Annotated in this window: 26 protein-coding genes and 2 pseudogenes; 14 read left to right on the plus strand and 14 right to left on the minus strand. The window is 45.2% G+C overall.

Annotation, left to right across the window (positions count from 1 at the left end; all coding sequences use genetic code 11):
* Positions 1-357 precede the first annotated feature (357 nt).
* From AM1_RS38100 to AM1_RS34800, 5 genes are all read right to left on the minus strand, one after another.
* Entirely contained in the window at positions 358-2331 is a 1974-nt protein-coding gene (locus AM1_RS38100; RefSeq protein ID WP_012168017.1) for an NACHT domain-containing protein, read from the minus strand.
* 13 nt (positions 2332-2344) lie between these two features.
* A complete protein-coding gene (locus tag AM1_RS34790; RefSeq protein ID WP_012168016.1) occupies positions 2345-2779 on the minus strand; it encodes a hypothetical protein in 435 nt (144 codons plus the stop codon).
* Positions 2780-3188: 409 nt separating this feature from the next.
* The gene (locus tag AM1_RS42715; protein WP_012168015.1) at positions 3189-3341 is read right to left on the minus strand and encodes a hypothetical protein; all 153 of its coding nucleotides are present in this window, start codon (positions 3339-3341) and stop codon (positions 3189-3191) included.
* A gap of 41 nt (positions 3342-3382) precedes the next feature.
* Positions 3383-4015 carry a hypothetical protein gene (locus AM1_RS34795; protein WP_012168014.1) on the minus strand — a complete coding sequence of 211 codons (633 nt, stop codon included), beginning with the start codon at positions 4013-4015 and terminating at the stop codon, positions 3383-3385.
* On the minus strand, positions 3996-4391 hold the full coding sequence (locus AM1_RS34800; RefSeq protein WP_012168013.1) for a hypothetical protein: 396 nt from the start codon (positions 4389-4391) through the stop codon (positions 3996-3998). Before AM1_RS34800 ends, AM1_RS34795 begins: the two co-directional genes overlap by 20 nt.
* 9 nt (positions 4392-4400) lie before the next feature.
* On the opposite strand from AM1_RS34800, the gene AM1_RS34805 reads away from it, so the two are divergent.
* From AM1_RS34805 to AM1_RS34820, 4 genes are all read left to right on the plus strand, one after another.
* Positions 4401-4745 carry a hypothetical protein gene (locus AM1_RS34805; protein ID WP_012168012.1) on the plus strand — a complete coding sequence of 115 codons (345 nt, stop codon included), beginning with the start codon at positions 4401-4403 and terminating at the stop codon, positions 4743-4745.
* Positions 4746-4833: 88 nt separating this feature from the next.
* On the plus strand, positions 4834-5172 hold the full coding sequence (locus AM1_RS41770; protein WP_148216098.1) for a hypothetical protein: 339 nt from the start codon (positions 4834-4836) through the stop codon (positions 5170-5172).
* A 234-nt stretch (positions 5173-5406) separates the two neighbouring features.
* Complete coding sequence (gene mobF / locus AM1_RS34815) at positions 5407-7380, plus strand: MobF family relaxase (protein WP_012168010.1); 1974 nt, start codon at positions 5407-5409, stop codon at positions 7378-7380.
* A gap of 380 nt (positions 7381-7760) precedes the next feature.
* Positions 7761-8180 (plus strand): hypothetical protein, encoded by a 420-nt coding sequence (locus AM1_RS34820; RefSeq protein WP_012168009.1) that lies wholly within the window; start codon positions 7761-7763, stop codon positions 8178-8180.
* Positions 8181-8242: 62 nt separating this feature from the next.
* On the opposite strand, the gene AM1_RS34825 is transcribed toward AM1_RS34820, so the two are convergent.
* From AM1_RS34825 to AM1_RS34840, 4 genes are all read right to left on the minus strand, one after another.
* Positions 8243-8581, minus strand: a complete 339-nt coding sequence (locus AM1_RS34825) for a hypothetical protein (RefSeq protein WP_012168008.1) — start codon at positions 8579-8581, stop codon at positions 8243-8245.
* Positions 8571-10238 (minus strand): type IV secretory system conjugative DNA transfer family protein, encoded by a 1668-nt coding sequence (locus AM1_RS34830; RefSeq protein WP_012168007.1) that lies wholly within the window; start codon positions 10236-10238, stop codon positions 8571-8573. The genes AM1_RS34825 and AM1_RS34830 overlap by 11 nt, the downstream gene beginning before the upstream one ends.
* Before the next feature lie 3 nt (positions 10239-10241).
* Entirely contained in the window at positions 10242-10694 is a 453-nt protein-coding gene (locus AM1_RS34835) for a hypothetical protein (protein ID WP_012168006.1), read from the minus strand.
* 65 nt (positions 10695-10759) lie between these two features.
* Positions 10760-11092, minus strand: a complete 333-nt coding sequence (locus AM1_RS34840) for a hypothetical protein (RefSeq protein ID WP_012168005.1) — start codon at positions 11090-11092, stop codon at positions 10760-10762.
* A gap of 241 nt (positions 11093-11333) precedes the next feature.
* On the opposite strand from AM1_RS34840, the pseudogene istA reads away from it, so the two are divergent.
* The 4 genes and pseudogenes from istA to AM1_RS34860 form a co-directional block, all read left to right on the plus strand.
* A pseudogene (gene istA / locus AM1_RS43745) lies at positions 11334-12338 on the plus strand (IS21-like element ISAcma26 family transposase); the annotation flags it as partial.
* 517 nt (positions 12339-12855) lie between these two features.
* On the plus strand, positions 12856-13470 hold the full coding sequence (locus tag AM1_RS39370; protein WP_238549389.1) for an ATP-binding protein: 615 nt from the start codon (positions 12856-12858) through the stop codon (positions 13468-13470).
* Positions 13471-13490: 20 nt separating this feature from the next.
* Entirely contained in the window at positions 13491-14735 is a 1245-nt protein-coding gene (locus AM1_RS34855; RefSeq protein WP_012160803.1) for an ISL3-like element ISAcma10 family transposase, read from the plus strand.
* 38 nt (positions 14736-14773) lie between these two features.
* A pseudogene (locus AM1_RS34860) lies at positions 14774-14980 on the plus strand (ATP-binding protein); the annotation flags it as partial.
* A gap of 78 nt (positions 14981-15058) precedes the next feature.
* Here AM1_RS34860 and AM1_RS41775 read toward each other — a convergent pair.
* A complete protein-coding gene (locus tag AM1_RS41775; protein WP_148216100.1) occupies positions 15059-15430 on the minus strand; it encodes a hypothetical protein in 372 nt (123 codons plus the stop codon).
* Positions 15390-15893: a helix-turn-helix domain-containing protein gene (locus tag AM1_RS34870; RefSeq protein ID WP_049783904.1), complete on the minus strand. Its 504-nt coding sequence runs from the start codon at positions 15891-15893 to the stop codon at positions 15390-15392. The genes AM1_RS41775 and AM1_RS34870 overlap by 41 nt, the downstream gene beginning before the upstream one ends.
* 107 nt (positions 15894-16000) lie before the next feature.
* Here AM1_RS34870 and AM1_RS34875 point away from each other — a divergent pair, with 107 nt between their 5' ends.
* From AM1_RS34875 to AM1_RS34885, 3 genes are all read left to right on the plus strand, one after another.
* Positions 16001-16297: a glycosyl transferase, group 2 family protein gene (locus AM1_RS34875; protein WP_187152999.1), complete on the plus strand. Its 297-nt coding sequence runs from the start codon at positions 16001-16003 to the stop codon at positions 16295-16297.
* 3 nt (positions 16298-16300) lie between these two features.
* Positions 16301-17176, plus strand: a complete 876-nt coding sequence (locus AM1_RS34880) for an alpha/beta fold hydrolase (RefSeq protein ID WP_012167999.1) — start codon at positions 16301-16303, stop codon at positions 17174-17176.
* Positions 17177-17539: 363 nt separating this feature from the next.
* Complete coding sequence (locus AM1_RS34885; RefSeq protein WP_012167997.1) at positions 17540-18457, plus strand: FkbM family methyltransferase; 918 nt, start codon at positions 17540-17542, stop codon at positions 18455-18457.
* Between the two features lie 91 nt (positions 18458-18548).
* Here AM1_RS34885 and AM1_RS34890 read toward each other — a convergent pair whose 3' ends face one another.
* Together AM1_RS34890 and AM1_RS34895 are read right to left on the minus strand one after the other, a co-directional pair.
* Positions 18549-18965 carry a type II toxin-antitoxin system VapC family toxin gene (locus AM1_RS34890; RefSeq protein ID WP_012167996.1) on the minus strand — a complete coding sequence of 139 codons (417 nt, stop codon included), beginning with the start codon at positions 18963-18965 and terminating at the stop codon, positions 18549-18551.
* A complete protein-coding gene (locus AM1_RS34895; RefSeq protein ID WP_012167995.1) occupies positions 18965-19216 on the minus strand; it encodes a type II toxin-antitoxin system prevent-host-death family antitoxin in 252 nt (83 codons plus the stop codon). The genes AM1_RS34890 and AM1_RS34895 overlap by 1 nt, the downstream gene beginning before the upstream one ends.
* A 153-nt stretch (positions 19217-19369) precedes the next feature.
* Here AM1_RS34895 and AM1_RS34900 point away from each other — a divergent pair, with 153 nt between their 5' ends.
* The 3 genes from AM1_RS34900 to AM1_RS38105 all read left to right on the plus strand — a co-directional run bounded on the left by AM1_RS34900 (position 19370) and on the right by AM1_RS38105 (position 23316).
* A complete protein-coding gene (locus AM1_RS34900; RefSeq protein ID WP_187153000.1) occupies positions 19370-21526 on the plus strand; it encodes an ankyrin repeat domain-containing protein in 2157 nt (718 codons plus the stop codon).
* Positions 21527-21913: 387 nt separating this feature from the next.
* On the plus strand, positions 21914-22552 hold the full coding sequence (parA, locus tag AM1_RS34905) for a ParA family partition ATPase (protein ID WP_012167992.1): 639 nt from the start codon (positions 21914-21916) through the stop codon (positions 22550-22552).
* A complete protein-coding gene (locus tag AM1_RS38105; RefSeq protein WP_049783905.1) occupies positions 22546-23316 on the plus strand; it encodes a ParB/RepB/Spo0J family partition protein in 771 nt (256 codons plus the stop codon). The genes parA and AM1_RS38105 overlap by 7 nt, the downstream gene beginning before the upstream one ends.
* Positions 23317-23409: 93 nt before the next feature.
* Here AM1_RS38105 and AM1_RS34915 read toward each other — a convergent pair whose 3' ends face one another.
* Positions 23410-24153 (minus strand): alpha/beta hydrolase, encoded by a 744-nt coding sequence (locus tag AM1_RS34915; protein ID WP_187153001.1) that lies wholly within the window; start codon positions 24151-24153, stop codon positions 23410-23412.
* Positions 24154-24218 lie beyond the last annotated feature (65 nt).

The following is a 24218-nucleotide window of genomic DNA, read 5'->3' on the forward strand; positions in this document are numbered from 1 at the left end:
TTGAGCCGTTCTGTTCGTGTGAGCCTCGTGCAGTTTCCACGACCTGATTGAGTATGGTGTCTACCCGCCGATCCGTGACGAGCGGTTCGGGCTGATCGTCATTCCTTAACTACCTCCACACTATCCCTCACGGGTTTGATCGGCCCACAGAAAAAGCATGGCGAGATGCAGCCCATAACTTCAAGAAGCATGTTGAAGCCTTGGAGCAGTAAGCAGCGTAACATTACCCGAAATCCCCCTCCAACCCAATGAAGGATCGGAGGGGATGCTTTTTTGGCTTTTTCTGGAAATAAGGATTAGGTCTTTGAAATCTGAAAAATCACTCAAAAGAATAATCTAAATGTTTTTACATTGAATTTAGTTGTTGTTCTGAAGTGACTGGAGATTCATCCGGGCAAAATGTTCAAGCAACATCCGATGGATAAAGATATAACCACCACCAACTTTTTGTAGAAAAAGACGCTCAACAGCATAATCTAGGAAGCGGGAATAGTTCCAGGGAATATAACCCATACGGTAAAGCATAAAGCGAAGAGTAAAATGTTGAAGACAAGCAGCACCACCACCATACAGTCCGCCGATCATTCCAAAAATTGAGAAACCGATCAACCCAATGGGTAGCCAAAATTCAAATCCACCGATCAGTCCAAAAGCTATCCCGCCGATTAGCCCAAAGAATAGCCCAAAAATGAGTGTATTGCGAGCAGTCATCCACAGTCCCTGATTTGCTTTAAATTTCTTTTGAAATGATACTTCTGGACCTCTGAATCCACTAATAAGCCAGTAAAGCAACCAATAGAGTAACCAATAAATTAGTCCAAAACTCAGCCCAAAATATAGTCCACTAGTCAGTCCAATAATCAGTCCAATAATCAGCCCTAACAGTGAAGCATTCACTGCTACTTTCCGAGAAGTCCTCAACGACTCAACTGTTCGTATATCTCTTAAAAATCCAATAACTATGCTAGGCAACAACCCTATAAATAGTGCAAGATACGACCCAAAAATCAACCCCAGATACGAGCCCAACATTAGGCCACCTATCAGCCCAAAAACCAGCATAAAAACCAGCATAACCATCAGTCCACTAGCCAACTGATATCTAGTTCTTTGAGGTTTTGTTTGGAGCCAATTTGGCTGCAATCGCTCAATCAAAAAGACTACTTGAGAATGCTGAACCATTCGTTGAGATAACCAAATTAACCACCGCCTTGATTGTGGTTGGAGATACTTCAGTGTAGTTCCCCGTCGTTTGAACATGCGTTGAATATAGGTATCAAACAGTTGCTGATGAAAAGCGTCTGAAGCAATTGGCTGAGAAAAGTCCTTCCATCCTGAGTCTTGATAGGAGAGACTCATAATGCTCAATATCAAAGGCGAGGAGGCAAACGCTTTAATTTCAGAGTTCTGACTGAGCATTGATCTCAAATTCGCCAATGAATCTCCAGACCGTTCTAGATAATCATCAATTTGCTGGAGAGTTAATGGCTGAACGTAAATGGCACTTCGCAAACTTAACTCCTCAGTAAGAGCTTCGTAGTCGCGAATACGGCTACAAACAACCATCTCAGTTCGGCCATGAGTTTGGATGAATTGATTTAGAGCCTTTACACAGGTATTCCGATGTTGAGCATCAACTTCATCGAGTCCATCCAGCAACAAGATTAATTGCTCTTCTTCGATCCAGGCTTTTCCCAATGACTTAGAAACGGTATAGGTCTCATAGAGTTCCTGTACTAACCAGTCCTCGATGGACTTTCGCTGTCTAGCCCAAGACGACAGATTTACTACCACTGGTAACGGCTGGCTCAGATCCTTTGATGTTCGAGCAAGAAGGCTTTCTGCTAGCTTCAGTAAGGTTACTGTCTTCCCTGCACCAGGCTCTCCTAGTATCAGTAAGGTGCGTCCTGCTCCGATGTTTTCAAATACATCTGCGGCTGATGTGCCATTAGGCAAAACATTTATAGTCTCGGAAGAGATTTCCTTGACTCCTGCTAGAGGACTATGAACATATTCACTTCGTTCTTCTAATCCAAGTTCAATTAAGACTCGGGTATGTAGTGAGTTTGATAAGACCCCATCAATCCAGAACTGTTGGACCTTACTTAGCAGAACCTGACGCCATCTATACTCATCTTGTCTAAGAGGCTTTGTTGTGCTCAGAGGAGTTTGAGGAACCTGAACAGTACCATATACATTGACAACCCCGACCTTTTGAATCTGAGTTAATTCCAGATCTCCTCCTGAAATGCCTCCAATCTGGACATCTTTTAGAACACTATCCGAAATATTTAAACTCTTCTCAGCCCCCTGGTTAGGTTGTTTATTCATCACTAGTTAGGTTTTATAGAAAGAAACCAGTAGCAACCCCTAGCCAGGGAGTGATTTTTTCAACAATCGGTTTGACTTTGCTCCAAAGGCTGGAACCTGCTGCTACCGTTTCACCTGCTTCTTTAAGTACCGTAGTGGCCTTTTTAAGGCTTTTTGCAGCATAGTCTTTGTCTGGTTTTTTTGCTTGAACTTCTTCCTTAGCAGTTTCTAGGTGTCGAAGTGCTTTACTAGCGCCGCTTTTTGGTAGCTCTGCACCTTGCAATAAGTCTTCCAATTGAGTAATGAGGCCCACGACATCAGCCTTTGTCAGTTGAGCTTCCATCCCATCCGTCCCAATTTGCTGAGTTTGGTTCACAGTCTGATCCTGCCCAGCTATTCCACCTATCTGGACATTAGAGTTTTGACCACCACTGATATTGATAGATTGAGGAAGATTTTCTTCTGACATATCTGTAGTTGGAATTTTAATTATGTACCCTTTAAATTGTCAGTCCTTTCACTAGATGTTATAGTTCTCTTCATTAAAATTTGAGATTGAGAGACATGATTCAAAGACAATGAGCAAGTGAAAAACGCATTCATTACTCTAGAGTCAGCTAATCCTAGTTAAGCTGCTCTAGCAGCTCTCTTGGAATACTATTGGTGTCGTTCAATCATCGATGAGATAAGTGCACAATCACCGTCTGATTTAATAATTTACTTAACCTCAATAATCAGCACCGAGGCAATTTCTAGCCAAGGAGAATGGGCTAGAAATTGCCTCGGATTAATCATCTAAAACTAAATTAGAATTACTCCATTTTCCATCTCACCTCCACCTCCCAAGCCCTAGCCCCTCATAGGCTTTTCTTCGCTCATCACTCTGCCCTTTTCGGCCTCAGTCGATAAACATTGCCATCAACCCTCCCCAGCTCACACAATGGTGCAGCTTGGTCACAGACCACCCCCAAGCCCACATTCCTGCCGATGAAATAGCCCACCACTAGCCCAACGACAAGGCAGCAAACCATCAGGGTCACCCCTTGCCATCGGTCCCGATTCAGTCTGACCTTTAGCCGTTCGGTTCGCGTGAATGTCGTGCGTTCTCCACAACCTGATCGAGGATGTCGTCTACCTGCTGATCCGTGACGAGAGGTTCGGGCTGATAGTCGTTTCCCAGCTTCCCCAGGCCATCGTTTAGTCCCCGGTAGAATGCCCCATCTACAACCTTGGCCGCTAGTTCCTGGTTATGTTGAATTCTGCCTTCCATCCCTTGGGCAATTTGCAAGCCCGCATCATAGGACCGTTGTGCTGGAATTGATAGGTTGTGTGCTGGATTGTTACCCGTATGACTGCCTGCATCAGTGCCTGTATGGCTACCCACATCGTTACCTGCAACCATATCGCCTTGCTGCACGGAAGTTAATGCGGAACTCTCTTGCTCATAGGCTGCATTCACACTCTCTTTGCGCTCCTCCCAAACTTGGCTCAATGCATCATAGTCTGTGATTTCCCCACTATCGACCCAGCTACGAACAATGCCGATGCAGTATGCGGTCTGTTGCTTGAATTTTGTTCCATTGGGTTTTAGCCCCATTGCCTTGAGGGTGTTTGCTAGCTCCTCTTCTGAATCTTCAATGCCGTTGAAAAACTGCTCCAAGAGTTGTGTCCGGGATACTGCATCGTTACTGGATTTCGTCGTCATCGTCTATAATCTCCGCACTAATTTGTTGCACTGATGGTGTGGCCTTGATTGCCCCGTTTGAGTCTACGGTTCTACCTGGATGGCCTCTTTTTCTAGCCTCCAGCTTTGCCCGGTTCTCTGCCTTCTTCCTTGCCTTAGTGATGTCTCGAAAGTACTGGCTCAGTGTCTGGTCGTTAATATCGATGCCATTTTTTTCCAACACCTGGGCTATCGTGCCAAATGTATGACCGTCATCTAGAAGTGATGCAATATCCTCGTACATTTCCTCGATGGCAATCCTACGGCTGATGTCCTCGGATTCTTTCGGTGGGGGTACATTCTGCAATGCCTGCCTGACATCGGTGAGGATGCTTCGTTTTAACTTTTGTTTTGCCATGACTCCTCCATGATTTCTATCGCTATGAGAGTCTACGGAACTACCTGTGTTGATGCCTGTGTTGATGCCTGTGTTGATGCCTGTGTTGATGCCTGTGTTGATGCCTGTGTTGATGCCTGTATTCATGCCTGGGTCCGTGCCTGTGGTCTTGCTTGGAAGTTATACGGAGGGAGTCTTGGGAACTGCCTGTGGCTATGCCTGTGGTCATTCTCTGGAGATTCTATGGAAACTGTCTGGGGTTATGCCTGTGTTGGTGCCTGTGGTTGTACCAGTGTTGGTATCGGGGTTCATTCTCGGAAGTTCCGTATGCTCAAGTGTGGGGGATACCTGAAGGAAGCTTTATTTATTACATGACAGGAATCATGATGAGAACTTTTTCACTGCCTGGTGCTGTGCTGGGGTGGGAACATGACGGGTGCTTTTTCGCAGATGGTTTCATTGCATGGTCACTGCCTTGTTCAATGCCTCATCCAATGCATGGGCTGTTGTGGGGGGAATATACGATGAATACTTTTTTGCAGCTTCTGGGACTGCACGATGGGAATATGACTGGGGCTTTTGCAATGCTTGGGTCACTGCCTGGGCTGTGGTGTACGGGAAGTCTGTCGGGATGTATGGGCGAGGACTTGTTCGGTGCTTTTTTCGTGATGGGACGGGGACTTTTTCGTTGATGTGTTCACTGCATGGTGCTGTTGTGTCGGTGGAGTATGGCGAGGAATTATGGCGAGTGCTGGGGCGGCGCTTTTTTCACGGTGGGTTGGGTGCTTTTTACACTGCATGATGCTTATGCCTCTGGGTAACGATGCGAATTACAAACCGATAACCAAACGAATTTCAAAGTGGATAGACAACAGGTAGCAAAACAAGTTTCAAACCGATAGACAAACAGATAACAAGACGGACAGCAATCAGGTAACTGAACCGATAGCGATGTGGATTACAAAGTGGATAGCAATGAAGTGACTATGTGGACAACAACGAGGTAACTGAGCGGACAGCAATCTAGGTAACCACCATGATTTCCAACTCAAAAGTTTCAGGGCGAGGATTAGGGCATTACCACGCACGTGAGGACGGGCAGGAAGCACCAGGCCATTGGATAGGTCAGGGGGCAAAGGAACTTGGCTTGAATGGAGAAGTCAAACGAGCAGACTTAGAGGCAGTGGCCCATGGAACTGCACCGAATGGCATGAGGCTAAAGGCCAAACGCTCTCAATGGAGACAAGGCAGTTATCGTAATGGTCATCGTGCAGGTACGGATGCCACCTTCAGTCCACCAAAGTCCGTATCTATCATCGGGTTAGTGGGCGGGGACAAAAGAGTGATCGAAGCCCATGAACATGCAGTACTAGACACATTGAAGGAGATAGAAGAAACCTGTTCAATTGCCAAGATACGAACGGGTGGCATTCGTAGAAACGAAGTGACGGGCAAACTGATTATCGCCAAGTTTGATCACAGGACGACTCGACCGAACGATCAGGGTATCCCCATGCCACAGATCCATACACACAGCCTGATATTCAACTCGACAAAGTGCAAGGATGGCAAGTGGCGTAGCTTGGAGAACTGGAAGTTCTTCAGGACGGATAAAAAGCGATTGCGAAGGCACTATATCAACGGGTTAGGAGAAAGACTCAAAGAGATAGGCTATCGAATTAAATCCGAGCGTGATGGACTTCACTTCCAGGTAGAGGGCATAACGAGAAGCCAGGAACTGGCCTACTCTGAACGGACCAAAGAAATAGAACGAGAACTGGGTGAAAGTGCCAATGGGGTCAGATACAAGAAAGGCAGATTCGCGGCATTGAAGACGAGAAACCCAAAAGTACCCTTTGAGCATGAACGGGTGCATAAACAATGGAAGGAGATGGCATATCGGGAAGGCATTGCCTTTGATAGAGTCCCTGGTTTAGTCCGTACACCTAAGGAGATACCCTTACCGACACGAGTCAGACTTGAACTCAAGTGTCTACAAATCTCTCACCGCATCAAAGCTCAAGTAAGCAGAGTGCATGAGGTCTGGGATAAAACACATGGCAAGGTCGATATCAGTCATTACAGTGATGCTGACTTGATGAAGTTACTTCAACCGAAACATCTCAGTGATAAACACTGGAATGAATTGGTGGTTGAGAGCAGCATCGAACCTGCAATCGCCAGTGCATCCTTTGAGACAGTTCCAGGTGAAGATGCCGTTGAATTGGTCTTGGGTAAGAAACTGGAGTCTCTGGGGGGCTATGCCCAGCAATACGTCACCAAATCAGTCGAAGGTTTGTTGGATAGCTACAAGCATCTAGAGGATGGCGGCTTATGGTGTCCAGGCAGTGGAGAGTATGGGCAGCTCAAACCAGAATCCCCCAGGAAGGACGAGAAGGGCAAGACGATTAAATATGAGAATCCTCCAGGGGTTCCCTTGGGGGTGATGCTGCCTGAAGGACCGGGGATTGATTGGGATGAGATTCGGCGCAACGTCAATGTTCCCGTGGGGATTACGGAGGGGAAGAAGAAGGCGGCGAGTGCATCATCAAGGGGGCTGAATACGATTGCTCTGTCTGGGATGAATGGAGGGCTAAAGAATGGGGACTTGAGGGACGACTTGAAGGGATTTGACTGGAAGGGCCGCAAGGTCTACCTCGTGTTGGATAAGGATCCGAGTCATAAGCTGAAGACACTCCGGGATGGGGCAAGGGAGCTGTATAAGCTGGGAGCGATGCTGGATTACTATGGGGCGGATGTGGTGATCGGGACGATTCCCGGCAAGCTCAAGGAGAAGGTGGGGCTGGATGACCACTTCTCCAAGGGAAGGACATTGGCCGATCTGAGGTGGCGGTCGGTGGATGATTTTGGGCTGAACTCTCCGTATCTGACTCAGAAGTACCGTAACCATAACAAGGAACGGATGGAGCGGGGGTATAGCGCCTATGACAATCCCATCGTGAGAGAGGATGGGACGAGGAATGATCTGGATTTTGGGTTAGGGCGGTGAGGGATAATGCTTGAAAATGAATTCACTAAAAGCACGTTGTAATTTTAAATTCAAAAAAATTTGGAGAGGGAGAATTTAAACTGATCTGAAAAAATACCCAGTTAAATTTGGCAAGATATTTAACAGTTTACTGATATAAACTCTAAAAAGTATATTTAGGAAAAATGTATATATGATTGCTCGGAAATTAGAAAATCTATAAATGATAATTAATAAACCAATATGGTTGAGACTTCAAGATTCATCAATCTCTTAATATTATACTAAACATAAATCAATGAATTTTTCCAAACCTGCTTGTATATAATTCCTTAGCAATTTAAAATCGATCATAAACGTTTATTGACCTATAAAGTACAGCCATCTAAATTCTTTTATTCATGACAGAATCTGAATATCTAGAGAAAGAAGCAGAATATACAAGAGCAGCTGTTTTGACCTTAATCGATAAGATTGAAGAGTTAGAACGTTATGCTTTGATCACTACAGGGGCAATTTGGAGTTGGGCAGCCGCTAACAACCAAAGCTCTGCTATTCATTATCTTCTCTGGTCGCCATTTTTTATTAATTCACTTTTTGCTTTTCGTGCTTATGTAAAGTGGAGACATTTAAAACTACACATGGAGTATCTCGCTAATCTCGAAAGTAAACTAGACCTAAAGATATCAATTGGAATCGGCAACACAACATTAAAAAAATGGGGAAAACTTGCTGAGAAGACTGGCTCTTCTTTCTGGATCATACTGGTTTTAGTCAATTTTTTTGTATCCCTATTTGCACCGTCTCTCATCACTTCTTAAAGTTCGTTTATATCATTGATCATGCTGCATATAGCTTTCATGCTCAGACTGTAGAATTCCCTCTACTTCCCCGTCCGCTTCGGAGCATATCGCCAGCCCCCATGCAGCAGCCAAGTGCGATATTCTCGCTCCTTTCTTTCAGCCTCCCTCTTAGCCTGCACCTCCGACGTATTCAAACACCAATCACTCAACAGTGGGGCATACTTCGCTGTCTTCTTGATGCAGCTTTTCTTCGTCCGCATCCCGAGCTTGTACTCAAAGGCTGCTTGAATGCCCTCACCGCTATATGTCACGACAATTATGGGGATGACCAGCATCAAGGTATAGGTCACGATTTGGGCGTAGATACCAAAAATTGGATTGCAGGAGATTACAAAGTATTCATATCTTCTATAGCTCATCGTCTTCAGACACCTCTTTCTTTGCGAGGGGTAACATTTCAGCGGCGTATTTCGTTCTCAACCGAATGTCTTCTTGAGTGTACGGTTTAGATCGACTCGCCGAGATCAGCTCTGGCCGCATATGGGTTTTCCATCGTTGCTCCGATAGCTGAATGATTCTCTGGTTCTTCTCAGGGACTCGGATCCGACGCTTGACGGGGATAAATGCCTCCGTCTTCGTCTCAAATCCAGGTGACACCATCAATGCTGTCCCTTGGGGCATCCGATTGATCTCCGTGGCCTCTAACGCCAATTTCACCTTGACCTGATCCGAGACATTACTAGAGCTACCACCCTTGTTTCTCCCTCTAGACTTCAGGGTGTAATCCACCTCAATATCCCCCGTCCACTTCGCCATCTGATGAGCAACGTTGATGTTGTTGGGGTTCATAAAGGCTTTAGTCGGTGAACCCGTATAGATAATCTCTGCCCCTTCTTTGCCATATCTTTCAATCAACTGGTGAACCGACTGAAAGCCTAAGATGCCACAGAACCCATCCTCTCTCCCTTCACTCAGCCAGTTCTTGATTTTGGGCAGGGTCAGGGCTGGCAACTCATCACAGAAAAAGGCCAGGGGTGTTTCCCTCGGTTGGGTGAGATTAAGCTCAATGACAGCATGAGCGAACATGCCGATGGAAGGCGACAGCACCTCTTTGTAGGCTCGGTTGAGACCAATAATCAGCATTTGCTTTGGCCCCACATCGAGGGGGACCGTTGTTTTCCCGATAATTGAGGGCAGAAACTCTAGTGCCGTCATCTTGTCTAGAAGCTGGAGACAGGTGGACAGGAGAGCCGTAAACTGTCTAGCGTTGCGTTGGGCCGCAATCACTTGCCCAAACATGGCAAAGATGGAGGGGGGAATCTGGTCTCGGTTGTCTTTCAGTCGTTGGGGCAGATCATCGAGAGACAGCATGGCTCTCAAGGTGAGGATATCGGCATACTTCCAGGTCTTAATCAGGCACAGTCCCGCCGCTAAAGTCTGGGTACTGGCATCGTCCCAGAACTTATCCCCTTCACTTTGAACCTTGGACTGCACCATATTGAGCTTGGCGACCTTGATGATTTCTTCCGCTCGGATGGTATCGATGGGGGACCGTAGTAAATCAACGGGATTAAGGGTGCCCGTCTCTGGGAAGGTGGGAGCTAAGACTCCGACCTCATACCCACACCGTTTGGCATAGTCGGCAATCCTGGCCGTCTGTTTGGGGTATTTGAAATCGACCATCACACAGCCCCATCCCTGAAAGACCACAGAGAGCATGAACTGATTGAAGAAGGTGAAGGATTTACCGCTGTCCGGTCCACCCTCGACCAAGATTCCCGGTAATACCCGTCGAAACCAGATGGTGTCTTTGGATTCTGGGTCACCCAGCCAGAGAACGGACTTGTTTAAAGTGGTGCCGAGTTCTTTGATGCCTTGTCTCCTAGCTCGGTCCAAAATGGCTTGGTCTCCGATACCTCCCTTCGCTAGTTTCTTCTTCTTGCCCTGGTAGTTTTTGGCAATGACGGCAACAAGGACTAGAAAGCCAAGCAGGATAAAGTCCGGGGCATTCTGTCTAAACCATTTCGATTCAAAGAAGGTGGGTTGTTGGGTCGTGGTATTGGCATTGGTATACATATACTATCTCCCATCCCTACCTGTGCGTTCTAGGGTCTTCTCATGGTTGCGATGGATGCTAGCGGCCTCAGATCGAGTGATGTCATTGGCTTGAACGAATCCTTTCCTGAGTTCTAGGGCTGGTTTGTCCTGGCCGTTGCGAATGAGCCTGACGTTGCGGGCATTCTTGCTCTCAATGATGAAGTTCTTTCCTCGGAACACATAGCGGCCATCCGTGAGTCGTTTGCCGTTCTGCTTATTGATTTCATGGAGCTTGCGGCCTAGCTCTCTGGGTTTGCGACTGAATTTGTCCTTACCTTTTCCCTTATCATCCTTGGCTTTGTTGTCTCGTCCCTTGTTGTCCTTCTGGAGAGGAAAAGCATTGGCTAGAAGACCGAATACGATTTGATTCATTTCTCTAGCCAGTTCAGTGGCCTCATACTTTCTGACGCCAGTGTATTCATCTGAGTTGGGCATGATGGATCCTCATAGAGTGCTGTTTGAGGATACGGATTCATTGAAATCGTCCTTTCAAATGATGCCTATGGGACGTTTGCCGTTGCCGCCGCTTTGATTCCCTCTAGCTTGCTGGGATCCGGGAGATGATCCAGAGGATTGAGATTGCGGCTCTCACAGCGCTTGAGATGAATCGCCGTGGCATCCAAGGCCAAATCAATGGGGAGATAGCGCATAAAGTACTCACGGGTCTGCTGTTCCGTGGGGTTGTTAGCCACAGAGTAAAGCAGTTTCTCTCCCGCATAGAATCGGACTCGATACATCTTGCCCCCATAGCTCAGCATCCAGTTCGTCCAATCCTGCCCTCGTTTACGGATGAATTTCTCTGAGCTGCACAAGGTCGCTTGGGCTTCGTCCATCTTCTATTAGACGACAATCGAGCTGACGGATTAATGACGATGTCACGTCGGCTATAGCTATGAAGAAACCAAGCATCCCCTGAGAAGGATAAAACTAGATCTCAATTCCCTAGAAATGATGTGTGAGATCGCGTTTCTAGAATTCAATCTCAAGAAAAAAGACACTTTTTACATCCCTAATCAATAGAGGGCTGTACAAGTGCCTAACAAAAGAATTGATTCCTATCATACTCGTGTTTATATGAACGGAAGAGACCTCGGCTTGAAACAAGCTGAAGCAGCTTACATTGCCGAAATATCTACAAGAACCGGACAACGAATTGAGGCCGGCACCCATCAACCTAATCGCGGCCGCCTTCAGGACCAACGCACCGTTCCCGACCCCTTAGCTGATGTGTGGGAAGACGAGCTAGAACCAATGCTGCGTCGAGACCCACGCCTCAAACCCATGACCCTGTATGAGTACCTGCAGGATAAGTATCCAGGCCAGTATCCCCAAGTCCTGCGGACCCTACAACGTCGGGTGAGAACGTGGAAAGCCTTACATGGACCAAGCCCTGAAGTGATGTTTGAATTGCGTCATGAACCCGGGGTACAAGGGTTCTCCGATTTTACAGAACTCAAAGGCATCACGATTACCATTGCCGGCAAACCCTTTGAGCACCTGATATACCATTACCGTCTGGGATATAGCGGCTGGCGATATGCCCAGATCATCCAAGGAGGCGAAAGCTTTGTTGCCCTCTCAGAAGGATTGCAAAATGCCTTTGCAGCCTGTGGAGGTGTTCCTACACAGCATCGTACTGATAGTTTGAGTGCAGCCTATCGCAACATGTGCGGCCGCCGGTCCAAAAACCTCACGCGTTTGTACGACGAACTGTGTGACCACTATCGGCTAGAACCCACTCGTAACAACAAAGGTGTAGCCCATGAGAATGGCTCCATTGAATCTCCCCATGGCCATCTCAAAAACCGAATTAAGCAGGCGATCTATCTGCGCGGCAGTGCAGATTTTACGAGTGTTGGTGAGTATCAAGCTTTGATTGATGCCCAGGTTGCCAAGTTGAATCAACAGTGCCAGGCCAAGTATGAGCAAGAAAAAGAGCATCTGCAACCCTTGCCCAAATATCGAACCCCTGACTATGAAGTGCTTACCGCTAAAGTCAGTAAACGCAGCACCATTGATGTTCGTTGCATTCTATACACCGTTCCTTCTCGGCTAATTGGCCGTCAATTGGAACTGCATCTATACCACGACCGGATTGTCGGCTATCTAGAGCGACACCCAGTCGTGGAATTGCCGAGGAAGCGTGTCAGTGGCAAAGGCAAACGTCGCGACCGTTGCATCAACTATCGCCATGTTATTGGTTCAATGCGATTGAAGCCTCGTGCTTTTATCTATTGCACCTGGCAATCAGACCTACTTCCCAATCCTGAATACCGCCAAATCTGGGAACAGCTCAAAGCCCAATTTGACCTGGAGCAGGCTGCCAAGATCATCGTGGAAGCCCTGTATATTGCTGCGGTTCAAGATAAAGAACAGGCCGTAGCAGTGTACTTACAGCAGCAGCTTCGCTCATCCAGCCTTACCCTCAATCGCCTGAAAAAACAGTTTGAGCCGCCTCAGATGAAGCAGGTTCCTGACCTCAGCATTGAACAACATTCACTTGAACTTTATGACAAACTCCTCCCCTCCTGCTCAGTCCCCGCTGAGCCCCTACCAGCACCTGAGCCTCTATTTAAAAAAGCTCAGGCTCTCCCACATGTTGACCCATTGGGAATCTATCGAATCCCAAGCCATGCAGGAAAACTGGTCCTATGCGGAATTCTTACTAGCCTTGTGCGAAACGGAGGCCCAAAGAAGAGAACAAGCTCGCCTAAAACGTGCTCTCACCGAAGCCAGGCTCCCAAACGCAAAAAGTTTTACCAACTTTGACTTTAGCCATTGTCCCCAGCTCAATCCTGCTCCCTTGATGCAATTAGCCGCAGATCCGGGTTGGTTGGAGCGCGCCGAGAACTGCCTTATTTTGGGACCCTCGGGCGTTGGAAAAACACATCTGGCCACTGGAGTGTCCAAAAAGATGCTGGAATTCGGTAAGCGGGTGAAGTTCTTTGCAGCCAACGCATTGGTTCAACAATTGCAACAGGCGAAGCTCCAACTGCAGCTGCATCCAATGCTCAAAAAACTGGACCGCTATGATCTGTTGATCTTGGATGACTTGGGCTATTGCAAAAAGTCGGAAGCGGAAACGTCCGTTCTGTTTGAATTAATTGCGCATCGCTATGAACGAAAAAGTTTGGCTCTCTGGGAATTAGCGTGTAGCAGTCCTACATTTAGTGTGTTTCCTTTTTCATCCCTATGGAATGATCTGAGGTAGTACTTCAGAGCAATGGCGTAATGGATAACTCAATTCGCATCCCGCTCAACCTTCCTGATATTCGAGTTCTAGAGCTATCGAAGACTGAGAGAGGGGATTGGCTCATCAAGATTGAGAGTACGCTTCAAGGAACAACCTGTCATCAATGCGGACGTGAGATTACTGACCTCCATTGTCATGATCAGCCTTTTCGGATTCGTCACCTGCCATTATTTGAAGTCCCCGTTTACTTAGAAATTCGGCCCAAGCGTTATCGATGCAAGTATTGCGATGACCATCCCACAACAACTCAACATTTAGAATGGCACGAACCTCGCAGTCCCAATACAAAAGCATATGAGCGTTGGCTTCTGCGAATCTTGATCAATTCAACGGTCTCAGATGTTGCCAGAAAACTAGGCGTTAGTGAGGATATCGTCAGTGGAATCATTGATCGTTGGATTGCCGCTCAAGTTGACTGGAGCGAATATGCAGACCTCAAAGTTATGGGGATGGATGAGATTTCTCTCAAACGAGGCCATCGTGATTTTGTGGTTTTGATCACGATTCCTACGACGGATGGGGTGGATATATTGGCAGTTCTAGCCGACCGTAAACAGCAGACAGTGGCAAATTTCCTTCAATCGATTCCCATTGATTTACGCCAAACCATTGAGCGCGTCTGTACGGACATGTACCAAGGATTTGTCAGTGCAGTCCGAGAACAATTGCCGCAAGCCAAAATTGTCATTGACCGCTTTCATGTGACCAAAGCCTATCGTAATTGTGCTGATACGGTTCGTAAACGTGAGGTCAAACGTCTACGACGAGAGCTCTCTAAGCAAGAGTATGACAGCATCAAAGGCGCGATGTGGCCTTTTAGAAAACGACCAGAGAATCTGAAAGAGTCAGAGCAACAACTCCTTGAGCGATTGTTTGCTTATTCTCCACAACTGAAACAGGCGTACAACCTCCGAGAGAAACTCACGCAGATATTTGAGGGCAGGTACACCAAGCACGGAGCTAAATGTGCCATCCGTGCTTGGTGTAAACAAGTACTCAAGAGTGACATCAAGGAATTCGATTGTTTTCTGACCACTATCAATAATTGGATGGACGAGATGACCAACTATTTCCTGGAGGGGTGGACCAGTGGTTTTGTGGAAGGATTTAATAACCGAGTCAAAGTCTTAAAAAGACGATGCTACGGTATTTTCGATATTGAAAGACTCTTCCAAAGGATTTCTCTTGACCTCAATGGGTATCAGACATTCGCTGTGACCTAAACACTATATCTAGCGGCTACCACGCTAATTCCCGGAGAGCCAAAAGTTTGTTGATTACAGCGAATCAACCCTTCAGCCAATGGGATGACATTTTCACTGATTCGATGATGGCGGTGGCTGCCATTGATCGCTTAATTCATCATGGCTTGATTATCGAAATTCAAGCCGATAGTTATCGGCGCAAATCAGCGACTCAGAGAACGGCTCAAACTCAGTCTCAACCTCAAAAATCCCAGTCCAAATAATCGAGCGATCACTGGTTGTCATTTCGATCACGGGTTGTCGTTTTGTTCTGAAGGTATCGTATGAGGTCTGAAAAAGAGCTAACGCAAAGGGAGTGTACGCCAAATAATACGGTTCAAATTTGGGGGTTGATCCGCCTTGTGGTTGTCGCGACATCGCCTATGGGGTTGACATCCAATACATTCTCCATTCACCCGAGGCAGAATAAGCCATTCGGTGTCGCCGGTTGCGGGGTGAACAAATCCATACAGATAGGTCCATTCGTAACGATGGTCCACCTCAGCAATTGGACGCTGACCCACAGGCGCCCAAATCTTTCGAATAATGGGTTTAAGGCCTAGACGATGTTCATCAAAGGACCAAACTTCGACCTGAGCATTAGGGTAGCGTCGCTCCAATTCTGCTTTGTACTCAGGCAGTTTTTTTAAAAGCGGCTTGGGCCTCTGGTTCACCTTTACGGTGGTGAGGGCGTGGGCATTGCAGGGACTGCTCTAATCGTTTGAGATAGTCCCAACCGCGTTGGGGCCACACCTTCTCGACTCCTGTCATCTGAGCGATGACCTGGGCTACTTTGGGGCCGTTCCATAGACCACCGTCGGCGGGTGGTGTTTGTAGACGAGTCAACAATTGTGCACATTGGTCTTGAGTCAGGAGACTGCGAGATTGATGAGGTCGCTTATCTTTGCGTCGGTTGCGTAATCCATTAGCTCCATGGCGGTTATACTCCCTGACGATTTCTCGAGCGTAATCGTAATTGAGACCTACCACTTGGGCTGCTTGAGTTAGCGTTGTTTGCTCACTGACGAGCCACAACAGATGCCAGCGGCGCGATTCTACTGGGTCTTTGCTGGCTCGATAATGAGACTTCAGTTCGTCGGGCGAAAAATGAGGTTCGAGATATAGTTTTCTTGGCATTCTCTAATGATGCATTATACCGGGGTGATATAAATCGGATTTGGTATAAGAATTACTATCTGGGGAACGGGCGCAATCTTTTTTCGACACTCTATTCGGCCATAGTAGTGCTAGTGGTGTATACCTTTCCCTGGATTGGATTAGGATTGGCTATTGTTCTGGAGAGTGATGAACGGTCAGCAGCGGGTGTTGTGCCTGTGATACTAGGGATAGGTGCTATCTCAATGCAATACTACTTTCGCCTTCAAACTGCCCAAAGGTTTCACCAGCCCTTGCGCTATGCCTGGCTCAGCTGGCTCAGTGGCATACTGGTATCGTCTATTGCTGTTGGTTCAATAATAAAAACTGAAACTGGCTGGGGCTGGACTTGGCGTGGTCGTCCTTTAAAAGTTCAGGCTCAATAACCCATGCGGAAAAATACCCTGTCTCTATCAACCTATACTGCTGCCTTTACCGATCAAGGGCAAGGAGCACCATTGATCTTCTTGCATGGTTTCCTAGGTAGTAGCGACTGCTGGCATCGCATCATCCCTGAGTTACAGATAGCTTACCGCTGCCTGGCACTTGATCTTTTAGGCTTCGGTGGCTCTTCTAAACCGCGACTACGCTATAACATCTGGCATCAAGTCGAGTTTTTGCAACAATTTATTCAAACCTTAGATCTGCAAAATTTCCATTTGGTTGGTCATTCCTACGGTGGTTGGACAGCGGCAGCTTATTCCCTTGCCTCAACAGGGCTTGGTTGGACATCACAGGGTTGGTCCTCCTTTACACCAATTTCAACCTCGATTCCACCTCCGACTTCCCTAAATTTGATTGCACCAGCAGGAATTCGAGACGATAGCTTTGCTGGTCGCTACACTTACATGAAGCCTTTATTATGGGAGACCCCGTTGGTTGATTGGGGATTAAAATTGATTGCTCCCATGGCCAGAGTTGTCAACCAGCAATCGGCATTTCAAAAAGTTTTTCAGGCTCGTCAAGAACTTTTGAGGCAGCCAGTCGCCAAGTCTTTTCTGGTAGATCGCTGGCGGCCTGAAGATGCCATAGATACTGTTGACCAATATTTACAGCAGTTACAGATTCCTACTCAGGTCATTGCGGGTCAGCAAGACACCACTATTCCGCTCTGGCACTGTCAAACCTATGCCGAGAAAATAGCGACATCGACCATTAATGTTATCCCCAATGCAGCTCATGATCTAATCCAAACTCATAGTTTTGAAATTGTCCGAATTATTAACCGTTTTTTGGAACAGTTTCAGAACCGGGTAGCGGGTTAGCAGTCATAATGCCTGAGTTAAGACAACTTAACAATTACTATCTTTTTCCTATCTACTCCATCTTTGACTAGAACGGCTCCGTAGAGTGAGTCTCCCTTTTTCGACTCTTCAATTGCCATACGCATGAAATCGCCATCGTTCATAGTTGTCTTCAGAAATGCTATGAAGCAATATGTCTAGACAGACCATAAATTGGTAAACGTATTTACAAAGCATGCTCTTAAACTATTCAAGCAATATTTGAATTGAAATATTCACTTTATTAATGAGACTTTGCATTTATCTGAAGTAAACATTCAAAAGAGTTTCAGAGTGAAATAATTGCATGTAAGTAATAATTAAAGTATATATCTTGATAAGAATATGGAACTCAACAAGGAGTATGTTCGAAAAATTATTAAATGGTTGAAACTTGCTTACCCTGAACTACCATTCACTATGTATGACATTGGTGTCAGATATGGAATCCATTACTTATATATCGACCTGCTGAGCTTAAACCATTTTAAAGTAATTGGTTTTGAAGTAGACAAGAAGGAGGCAGAAAATCTTACAAAAAATAGCAAATCAGGTATTTCAGAAGTATGGCCATATGCTGTTGCTAAATCAAAAGGAAGGAGGAAAATATATATTACGAAGCATCCAGGCTGTTCTTCATTTTATCCCCCAAATCAAGAACTCTTAAGTCAATATTCGTCATTTGATTTCTTCAAAATATCTGAAACGAAATTCGTAGAGACCATCTCAATTGATGATTTCATAGAAGGACATGAAACAACTGCACCAGATTATTTAAAGATAGATGTACAAGGTGCTGAATATGAAATCCTTGAAGGTAGTGAATTAGCCTTAAACAATATCACTGGAATATTTTTAGAAACTCAATTGAGGGAAATATATTTAGGTGCCCCGCTTTTCCCAGAAATTCATATGTTTCTCAACAATTTAGGATTTAGGCTAATCTTCTGTGAGTATAATGCTGATCTTGGCGGAGAACTGATAGAGTTTGACGTAGCTTATGTGAGAGATTATAAATCGGTTACATCGAAAAAAGATCTACTCAAGTTGGTCTTATTCTGTTGTATTCATAAAAATATTGATTATGCAGTTAATGCAGTAAGAAATTCATCTCTTACAGATTCTGAAAAGCAAGAAATACTGAATTTATTTTCACGACCTTTGCAACCAGAGAAAATGCTTGTCAAATCAGACAGTCCATATATTAGCAGTAATATTGAACTTAGGAAAATTCATGAAGACTGGTGGATTAATAAGCCCTAGAGTATCTGTTGGGTAGCAAATTAAGGATGGCAATTGAGATAATCAGAGGGTACTAGGAAGTATGTGGACATCCCGAATCTGTGACACAGGACTAAATCCAAGGATTGAGCAGTTTGACTCCAGTTCCTTGAAAGTCATTCGTATTTCTGGTGACGAGAGTAAGGCCATGTTCTAAAGCAGTTGCTGCTATTAACGCATCGTAAGCAGGCATTGGATCTGGTACGTGAAGCTGAGCAGTCCTGATGGCGATACTCGTACTGATGGGAATGATGCGTTCAGCATAGTTATTTAGTACATGATCCGTTAACCAAAGACGTAGCACTTGGCCCTGCTTTTTATCACGGCGTTCAGTAAGGAGTACCCCTCGCTCAATTTCAAATACAGAGATTGCAGAAATGTAGGTTTGTTCTCCAGGTGTGCTGGTTGCCCATATTTCAACCTGCTTGTTGGCTTTTCTAGAAGCAACTTTACGGAGTTCAGAGATAACATTAGTATCCAGTAAGAACATCAAGACAAATCTACCTCTCTCAAGGTTGAATCCGCATCCCGTACTGATTCAAACTCAATCTCAGCACAATCAGGCATCGCTAACAAATCAGCTACGCTTTTAGACGAATGGATTAACTTATAGTATTGATCCACCGTTAGCAACACATGGGCAGGTGTTCCCCGATCTGTGATGAAGACAGGCTCTTTTTCAGCAGCCCGTTTAGCTTTGCCCACATCTTGATTAAATTCTCGACTAGAAATGCTTTGCATATGCCCCTCTGCAATGTAGATATGTAACTACATTATAAATCCTTACCAGATGTATAGAGAGACACCAGAGTGTCAGGCAGGGCATCCTAAAGGAAGAATAATATTCAGATAAGATTTCAATCATTAACAATGAGTGCCAATCAACCCGTCCCTTTGCTTTACAGTGGTCAAGTCGGAGACTATTTTGGAACGGAGTATGAAGGGCTGCCAGCCAATGTGCATCCCAGTATTAATGACGTTGGGGTGCAACTTATCCACCGCGATTTAATCTATCTTGGTGTTCTCACTTGTTCAGAGTTTTCCCAAGTTCAAATTTACGCATTCGCTACTCCAGATCGACAGACAGTCGTCTCGGTGATGGCAGGTGTATCTGAATTATGTGGAATTGATTGTGTTTGTAAGTTTGAAGACGGTAGTTTTCTGACCACAACGACAACTCAAATCGCTCATAACGCCTACGATGAGCAGAGACTATTCCGTATTTCTTTCCCAGAGCTTAATGCAGTAGAACTTTTGGAACAACATCAGAGTTTTGCTCAAGAATTTGAGGATCGATGTGGTGGTGTTCAGGCGATCTTCATTGATCTACTATCACTCGCTCAAATGGTCGATGAATATACGCTCAGGCAAAGATCTAATCCTGGTCATGGAATTCTTCAGTTCACGACAAGCGTTGCTCAAGCTGGGTTTACCCAGATGATGATGGACGATAACAATGAAGATGATTTGGATGAAGGCGACGATGATAATGTAGATCAAATTGAATACGATGAAGAAAGTATTGCTCCTTTAATTCAGGCAATACTTCAGGATGATTTAGACCAAATAGAAACGCTTTTAGCCCAAGGTGCAGAATTAGATCCCAAAGATTGGCAAGAAGAAGTGCCACTTGTAGCGGCGGTCTATCGACAAAATCCCAAGGTGATCCAACGACTTATTGCCGCAGGAGCAAATCTGGATAGGCTTGACCTAGCTGTGGATTGTAGTCCGGTTGGTATGGCCATTAAACAAAATAGCCCTAATTTGGTTACACTCCTATTACATGCAGGAGCTTCACCAGATTCTGGGGATCTATCTTGGACCGGATTAACTCTGGCCATTAACCAAGACAACTTACCGATTTTAAAAATACTTCTTGAGGCAGGGGCTGATCCCAATGCTGACATGGAAGATTATGATCGCGCCATTATGCATGCAGCATCTCAGGGCAACTTAGAGATGGTGCAGCTACTTGTAACTCACGGCGCAGACGTCAGTGCTTGGAGTCAAGGCGATACCGCCATTATGAGTGCAGCTCATAATGAACATAAAGCTGTGTATGAGTATCTGTATCCATTGGTTGATGATGAAACCCGTCGCTATGCTGATAAACATGGACAGGCAGTAATGGCTAAAGCAGCTAAGCGTAAAGCCCGCTTATCCAATAAAGGAGCTGAAAAGCTTGGAGATGCGGCCTTGTATGGGAAATTAGCTCAAGTTAAGCAACTCTTGGCGGAAGGTATCAATCCCAATGTCATTACTGAATGTGGCAAAAGCCCTCTTATGATGGCTGCTATGTATGGCCACAAAGTTGTGATGGCCGCTCTGTTAGATGCAGGTGCTGATCCTAATCTAGGTAGTGATGAAGAATATGCAGAAGGCACGACGGCACTGATGTATATTGCCAACAGCTTCTTTGCGACCAATCGAGTAGAGGTAATTCAGTTTCTTGTCGAGCATGGTGCGGATGTAAATGCAAAAAATCACAAAGGCCAAACGACACTGATGGTCGCTGGCGAAAATGTGGATGTAGTGAAAGCATTAATTGAAGCAGGAGCAGATGTTGATCTCCGAGACAATGAAGGTAATACAGCGATGATGCTTGGGAGTTGGGCAGTACAGCAATTACTTAAACAAGCTGGTGCGTCAGAAGAGGGCTTGAATGATATAGCCCTAGTTAAAGCTGCCCGTAAAGGTGATCTATCTATCATCGAAGTCCTTTTACAAGAAGGAGCCAATGTAAATTATGGCGATGGTAGTGCATTAGTCGCTGCTACTGGTTCTGGGCACTTAGCCGTCGTTGATCGCCTCATCAAAGCAGGAGCTGATGTAAATTTAGGCTGGAGAAGTGGATTTACACCTATTGCTGACGCTGCTTACTCTGGTAACTTGGAAATAGTAGAGCGACTACTCAGTGCTGGGGCCGATCCTTTTCAGAAAACCCATGATGAGGAATTCCATGATGCGTTGGGTTACGCTGAACTTGGACAGGCTGAAGGACACCATCGAGACAAAGATTATGGAGCCATCATTGAACGATTAAAACGCTAACAACTTTAATGTTGACAGATGTGAAAACTATCGTCCCAGCAGTGTGGCAGTATCCAGTATCCCTCGCCTAAACCCTTCATTGATCTTAACCATGATCGATATCAGGGGCTTTTACTATTCCAACACCTCATCATTTTCTTAGGGATGTTCTTAGATCGTCACTTTAGGATATAGACCATCTTTAAACACACAGCCTTCAAGAATGTGCTGGCCCAGCTCATAGATTAAATCCAACGCATTACAAGATGCCTTCACAATTGCCGGGGTGCAGTTGGCCGCAAGGTAAGCATAAATAAATTGCTTCACTTTATTTAGACCCTGAGCTTTATCAGAGAGCTATCCTATCAAGGAGTATACTTTCTGGGAAATAAACGAATCGCACAAAAAATGATCATTACTTTGGCATCACTTAAAGGTGGGAGTGGAAAAACTAGCTTAGCCGTTCATTTGAGTCACGCTATATCTTTAGAAAAGAAAAAAGTATTATTAGTAGATGCAGATCCCCAAGCTAGCGCGCAGAATTGGGCCGCTGCAAGGGAGACTAAACCTCCTTTCACTGTAGTGGGTATGGCCAGAAACACTCTCCATCGTGACCTACCTGATTTGTTAGATAATTTTGATCATGCTGTAATTGATACCCCACCAAGGGTGTCTGCCCTCGCTAGAACATCAATTCTGGCTGCTGACTTAGTAATTATACCTGTTCAACCTTCTAGTTATGATGTCTGGGCTGCGGCTGAAACTGTTGCTTTGCTTGATGAAGCTAAAGGATTCAAGCCAGAATTGAAAGCAGTTTTTGTAGTGAATAGAGTACTAACTCGTACTTTAATATCTAAAGATGTAGTTGAAGCACTAGCTGAATATGACGTTCCGACATTATCGAATAAGATTACTCAGAGAGTCGCCTTTGCTGAAGCATCTTCAGGTTATACAGTTCTTGAATCTGAGCCCAAAAAATCTGCTGCCAAAGAGATCAAAGCATTAAGCAAGGAAATACTGAAATTTCTTGAGTTAAAGAGATGGTGAAGAAGAGTAGGATTGCGAGTAAACCAAATATTCCTAAGAGTGCTGATGAGTGGGTGAGTGCTGGAGGTCTTGATCCAGACTCTAAATCAACTGCTAATGAGAATGTGGCAAGTTGGGACTTTAGTTTAATTCAAGATAGAGACAATGATACTAGGGAAATAAATCAGTCTCATGTTGAATCTTTAGCAGATTCAATAGCAGTTCTTGGTTTAATTGAGCCTCTCGTAATTGATAGAGATGGGAAGCTACTTGCTGGGGGACATAGAAAGGTCGCTATTTCACTACTAGCAGAACTAAATCCATCTGCTTACAAGACACACTTCCCAGACAATCTTGTTCCTGTTCGTGTAATTAATATTTCTTCTGACGAAAACCCTGATCATGCTATTGAAATCGAGATATCTGAAAACGAACTAAGGAAAGATTATTCTAAAGCAGAGATATTGGCTATTGCTGAAAGACTTCGAAAGGCTGGATATAAGGATAATCCTGGAAGACCTAAAAAAGGGGAAAAGCGACTTAAACCTGCTTTGTCTACTATATTTGGAAAATCTATTCGAACTGTTGAACGATATCTTGCCGAAGAAACCCCGTCAAATGGCGAGGTTTTGAAATTAAGCACCAATGTTCACTTAAAGAAAGCCCTAACTCATTTAGATACATGGCATAAAACAAGAGGCAGGACAAAGAAAGAACAGGCTCTAGCAAAAAAACTACTTGAACTTAAGCCACTGATGGAAGAAATTTTGGATGCTAAATCTTAGAGTAGGGTCTCGTAGAATATATCACCCATAGACATCACCTAAAACTGTCTTATCAGCAACAGGTTTAATCAATACCAAGCACTGTCAGGCTTATTAGTGCAAGAACTGACGTTGAAAAAAACTAGCAATAGCTGAAGATACTCTTGGTCCACTCACATCTAGTAGCATCGAGTGCCCAGACTCATCAAACCAAGCAGTTTCAATCTCAAATGGAATGTTTTCTTGCATCATTCCTAGCACAATAGGCGGCACCATTAAATCTTTATGGGAATGGACTGCAAATACAGGACATTGAATATGGGATAACCTACGACGAGCATAGCCACTTAGTTGCCAGAGTGTTCTCAAAGCTTTGGAGTGATAAAACTCATAGACGGGTAAATAAAATGGTTCTTGAGGTGGAGCTTCTATGGAAAAGCTTGCCCAGCTTAAAAGCGGAATCAAAATCTCGGCTTTTCGAGATAATCGTAAGGCTGGTGCAGCTACGGCACAGGCATCTATCAATCCTTCGGAAGCCATAGTTAGCGAGATCGCACCGCCCATTGAAAATCCGAACATACCGACCTTAGAATAATGCTCCCTTGCCCGAGCAATTTCTTGTCGAGCTGCGGAGAGCATCCCTTCCGGTGTGATGTTAGAGAATGCTTGCTCTTGTTTATGTCGCTCTCGATAGCCATGCCCTGGTAATAAGGGGGCTACTACGGATAAACCCATGTTTGAGAGTGTAGAGATTGCTGGAGACACATCATAAGGATTTCCGGTAAAGCCATGCACGCATATAACCACTGCATCACCATTAGGCTTGGCCTTGCAGAACTGAGGCTTTGCGTCAGGCATCAACAGTTTTTCAATATCTGATGAGAGAAGGTCAAATCCTGAGAAATATGATGGCTGGTGCATAA

This window comes from Acaryochloris marina MBIC11017 (assembly GCF_000018105.1).
Lineage (GTDB): Bacteria > Cyanobacteriota > Cyanobacteriia > Thermosynechococcales > Thermosynechococcaceae > Acaryochloris > Acaryochloris marina.

Bases quoted from the DNA above. Each gene is read 5' to 3' on its own strand.
- AM1_RS34855 (WP_012160803.1), top strand. From the start codon at position 13,491: ATGGATAACTCAATTCGCATCCCGCTCAACCTTCCTGATATTCGAGTT.
- AM1_RS38105 (WP_049783905.1), top strand. From the start codon at position 22,546: ATGGTGAAGAAGAGTAGGATTGCGAGTAAACCAAATATTCCTAAGAGT.
- AM1_RS38100 (WP_012168017.1), bottom strand. From the start codon at position 2,331: ATGAATAAACAACCTAACCAGGGGGCTGAGAAGAGTTTAAATATTTCG.
- AM1_RS42715 (WP_012168015.1), bottom strand. From the start codon at position 3,341: ATGGTTTGCTGCCTTGTCGTTGGGCTAGTGGTGGGCTATTTCATCGGC.
- mobF (WP_012168010.1), top strand. From the start codon at position 5,407: ATGATTTCCAACTCAAAAGTTTCAGGGCGAGGATTAGGGCATTACCAC.
- AM1_RS34895 (WP_012167995.1), bottom strand. From the start codon at position 19,216: ATGCAAAGCATTTCTAGTCGAGAATTTAATCAAGATGTGGGCAAAGCT.
- AM1_RS39370 (WP_238549389.1), top strand. From the start codon at position 12,856: ATGTTGACCCATTGGGAATCTATCGAATCCCAAGCCATGCAGGAAAAC.
- AM1_RS34870 (WP_049783904.1), bottom strand. From the start codon at position 15,893: ATGCCAAGAAAACTATATCTCGAACCTCATTTTTCGCCCGACGAACTG.
- AM1_RS34890 (WP_012167996.1), bottom strand. From the start codon at position 18,965: ATGTTCTTACTGGATACTAATGTTATCTCTGAACTCCGTAAAGTTGCT.
- AM1_RS34885 (WP_012167997.1), top strand. From the start codon at position 17,540: ATGGAACTCAACAAGGAGTATGTTCGAAAAATTATTAAATGGTTGAAA.
- AM1_RS34840 (WP_012168005.1), bottom strand. From the start codon at position 11,092: ATGGACGAAGCCCAAGCGACCTTGTGCAGCTCAGAGAAATTCATCCGT.
- AM1_RS34795 (WP_012168014.1), bottom strand. From the start codon at position 4,015: ATGACGACGAAATCCAGTAACGATGCAGTATCCCGGACACAACTCTTG.
- AM1_RS34880 (WP_012167999.1), top strand. From the start codon at position 16,301: ATGCGGAAAAATACCCTGTCTCTATCAACCTATACTGCTGCCTTTACC.
- AM1_RS34820 (WP_012168009.1), top strand. From the start codon at position 7,761: ATGACAGAATCTGAATATCTAGAGAAAGAAGCAGAATATACAAGAGCA.
- AM1_RS34915 (WP_187153001.1), bottom strand. From the start codon at position 24,153: ATGCCTGACGCAAAGCCTCAGTTCTGCAAGGCCAAGCCTAATGGTGAT.
- parA (WP_012167992.1), top strand. From the start codon at position 21,914: ATGATCATTACTTTGGCATCACTTAAAGGTGGGAGTGGAAAAACTAGC.
- AM1_RS41770 (WP_148216098.1), top strand. From the start codon at position 4,834: ATGGTCACTGCCTTGTTCAATGCCTCATCCAATGCATGGGCTGTTGTG.
- AM1_RS34800 (WP_012168013.1), bottom strand. From the start codon at position 4,391: ATGGCAAAACAAAAGTTAAAACGAAGCATCCTCACCGATGTCAGGCAG.
- AM1_RS34790 (WP_012168016.1), bottom strand. From the start codon at position 2,779: ATGTCAGAAGAAAATCTTCCTCAATCTATCAATATCAGTGGTGGTCAA.
- AM1_RS34825 (WP_012168008.1), bottom strand. From the start codon at position 8,581: ATGAGCTATAGAAGATATGAATACTTTGTAATCTCCTGCAATCCAATT.
- AM1_RS34805 (WP_012168012.1), top strand. From the start codon at position 4,401: ATGATTTCTATCGCTATGAGAGTCTACGGAACTACCTGTGTTGATGCC.
- AM1_RS34830 (WP_012168007.1), bottom strand. From the start codon at position 10,238: ATGTATACCAATGCCAATACCACGACCCAACAACCCACCTTCTTTGAA.
- AM1_RS34835 (WP_012168006.1), bottom strand. From the start codon at position 10,694: ATGCCCAACTCAGATGAATACACTGGCGTCAGAAAGTATGAGGCCACT.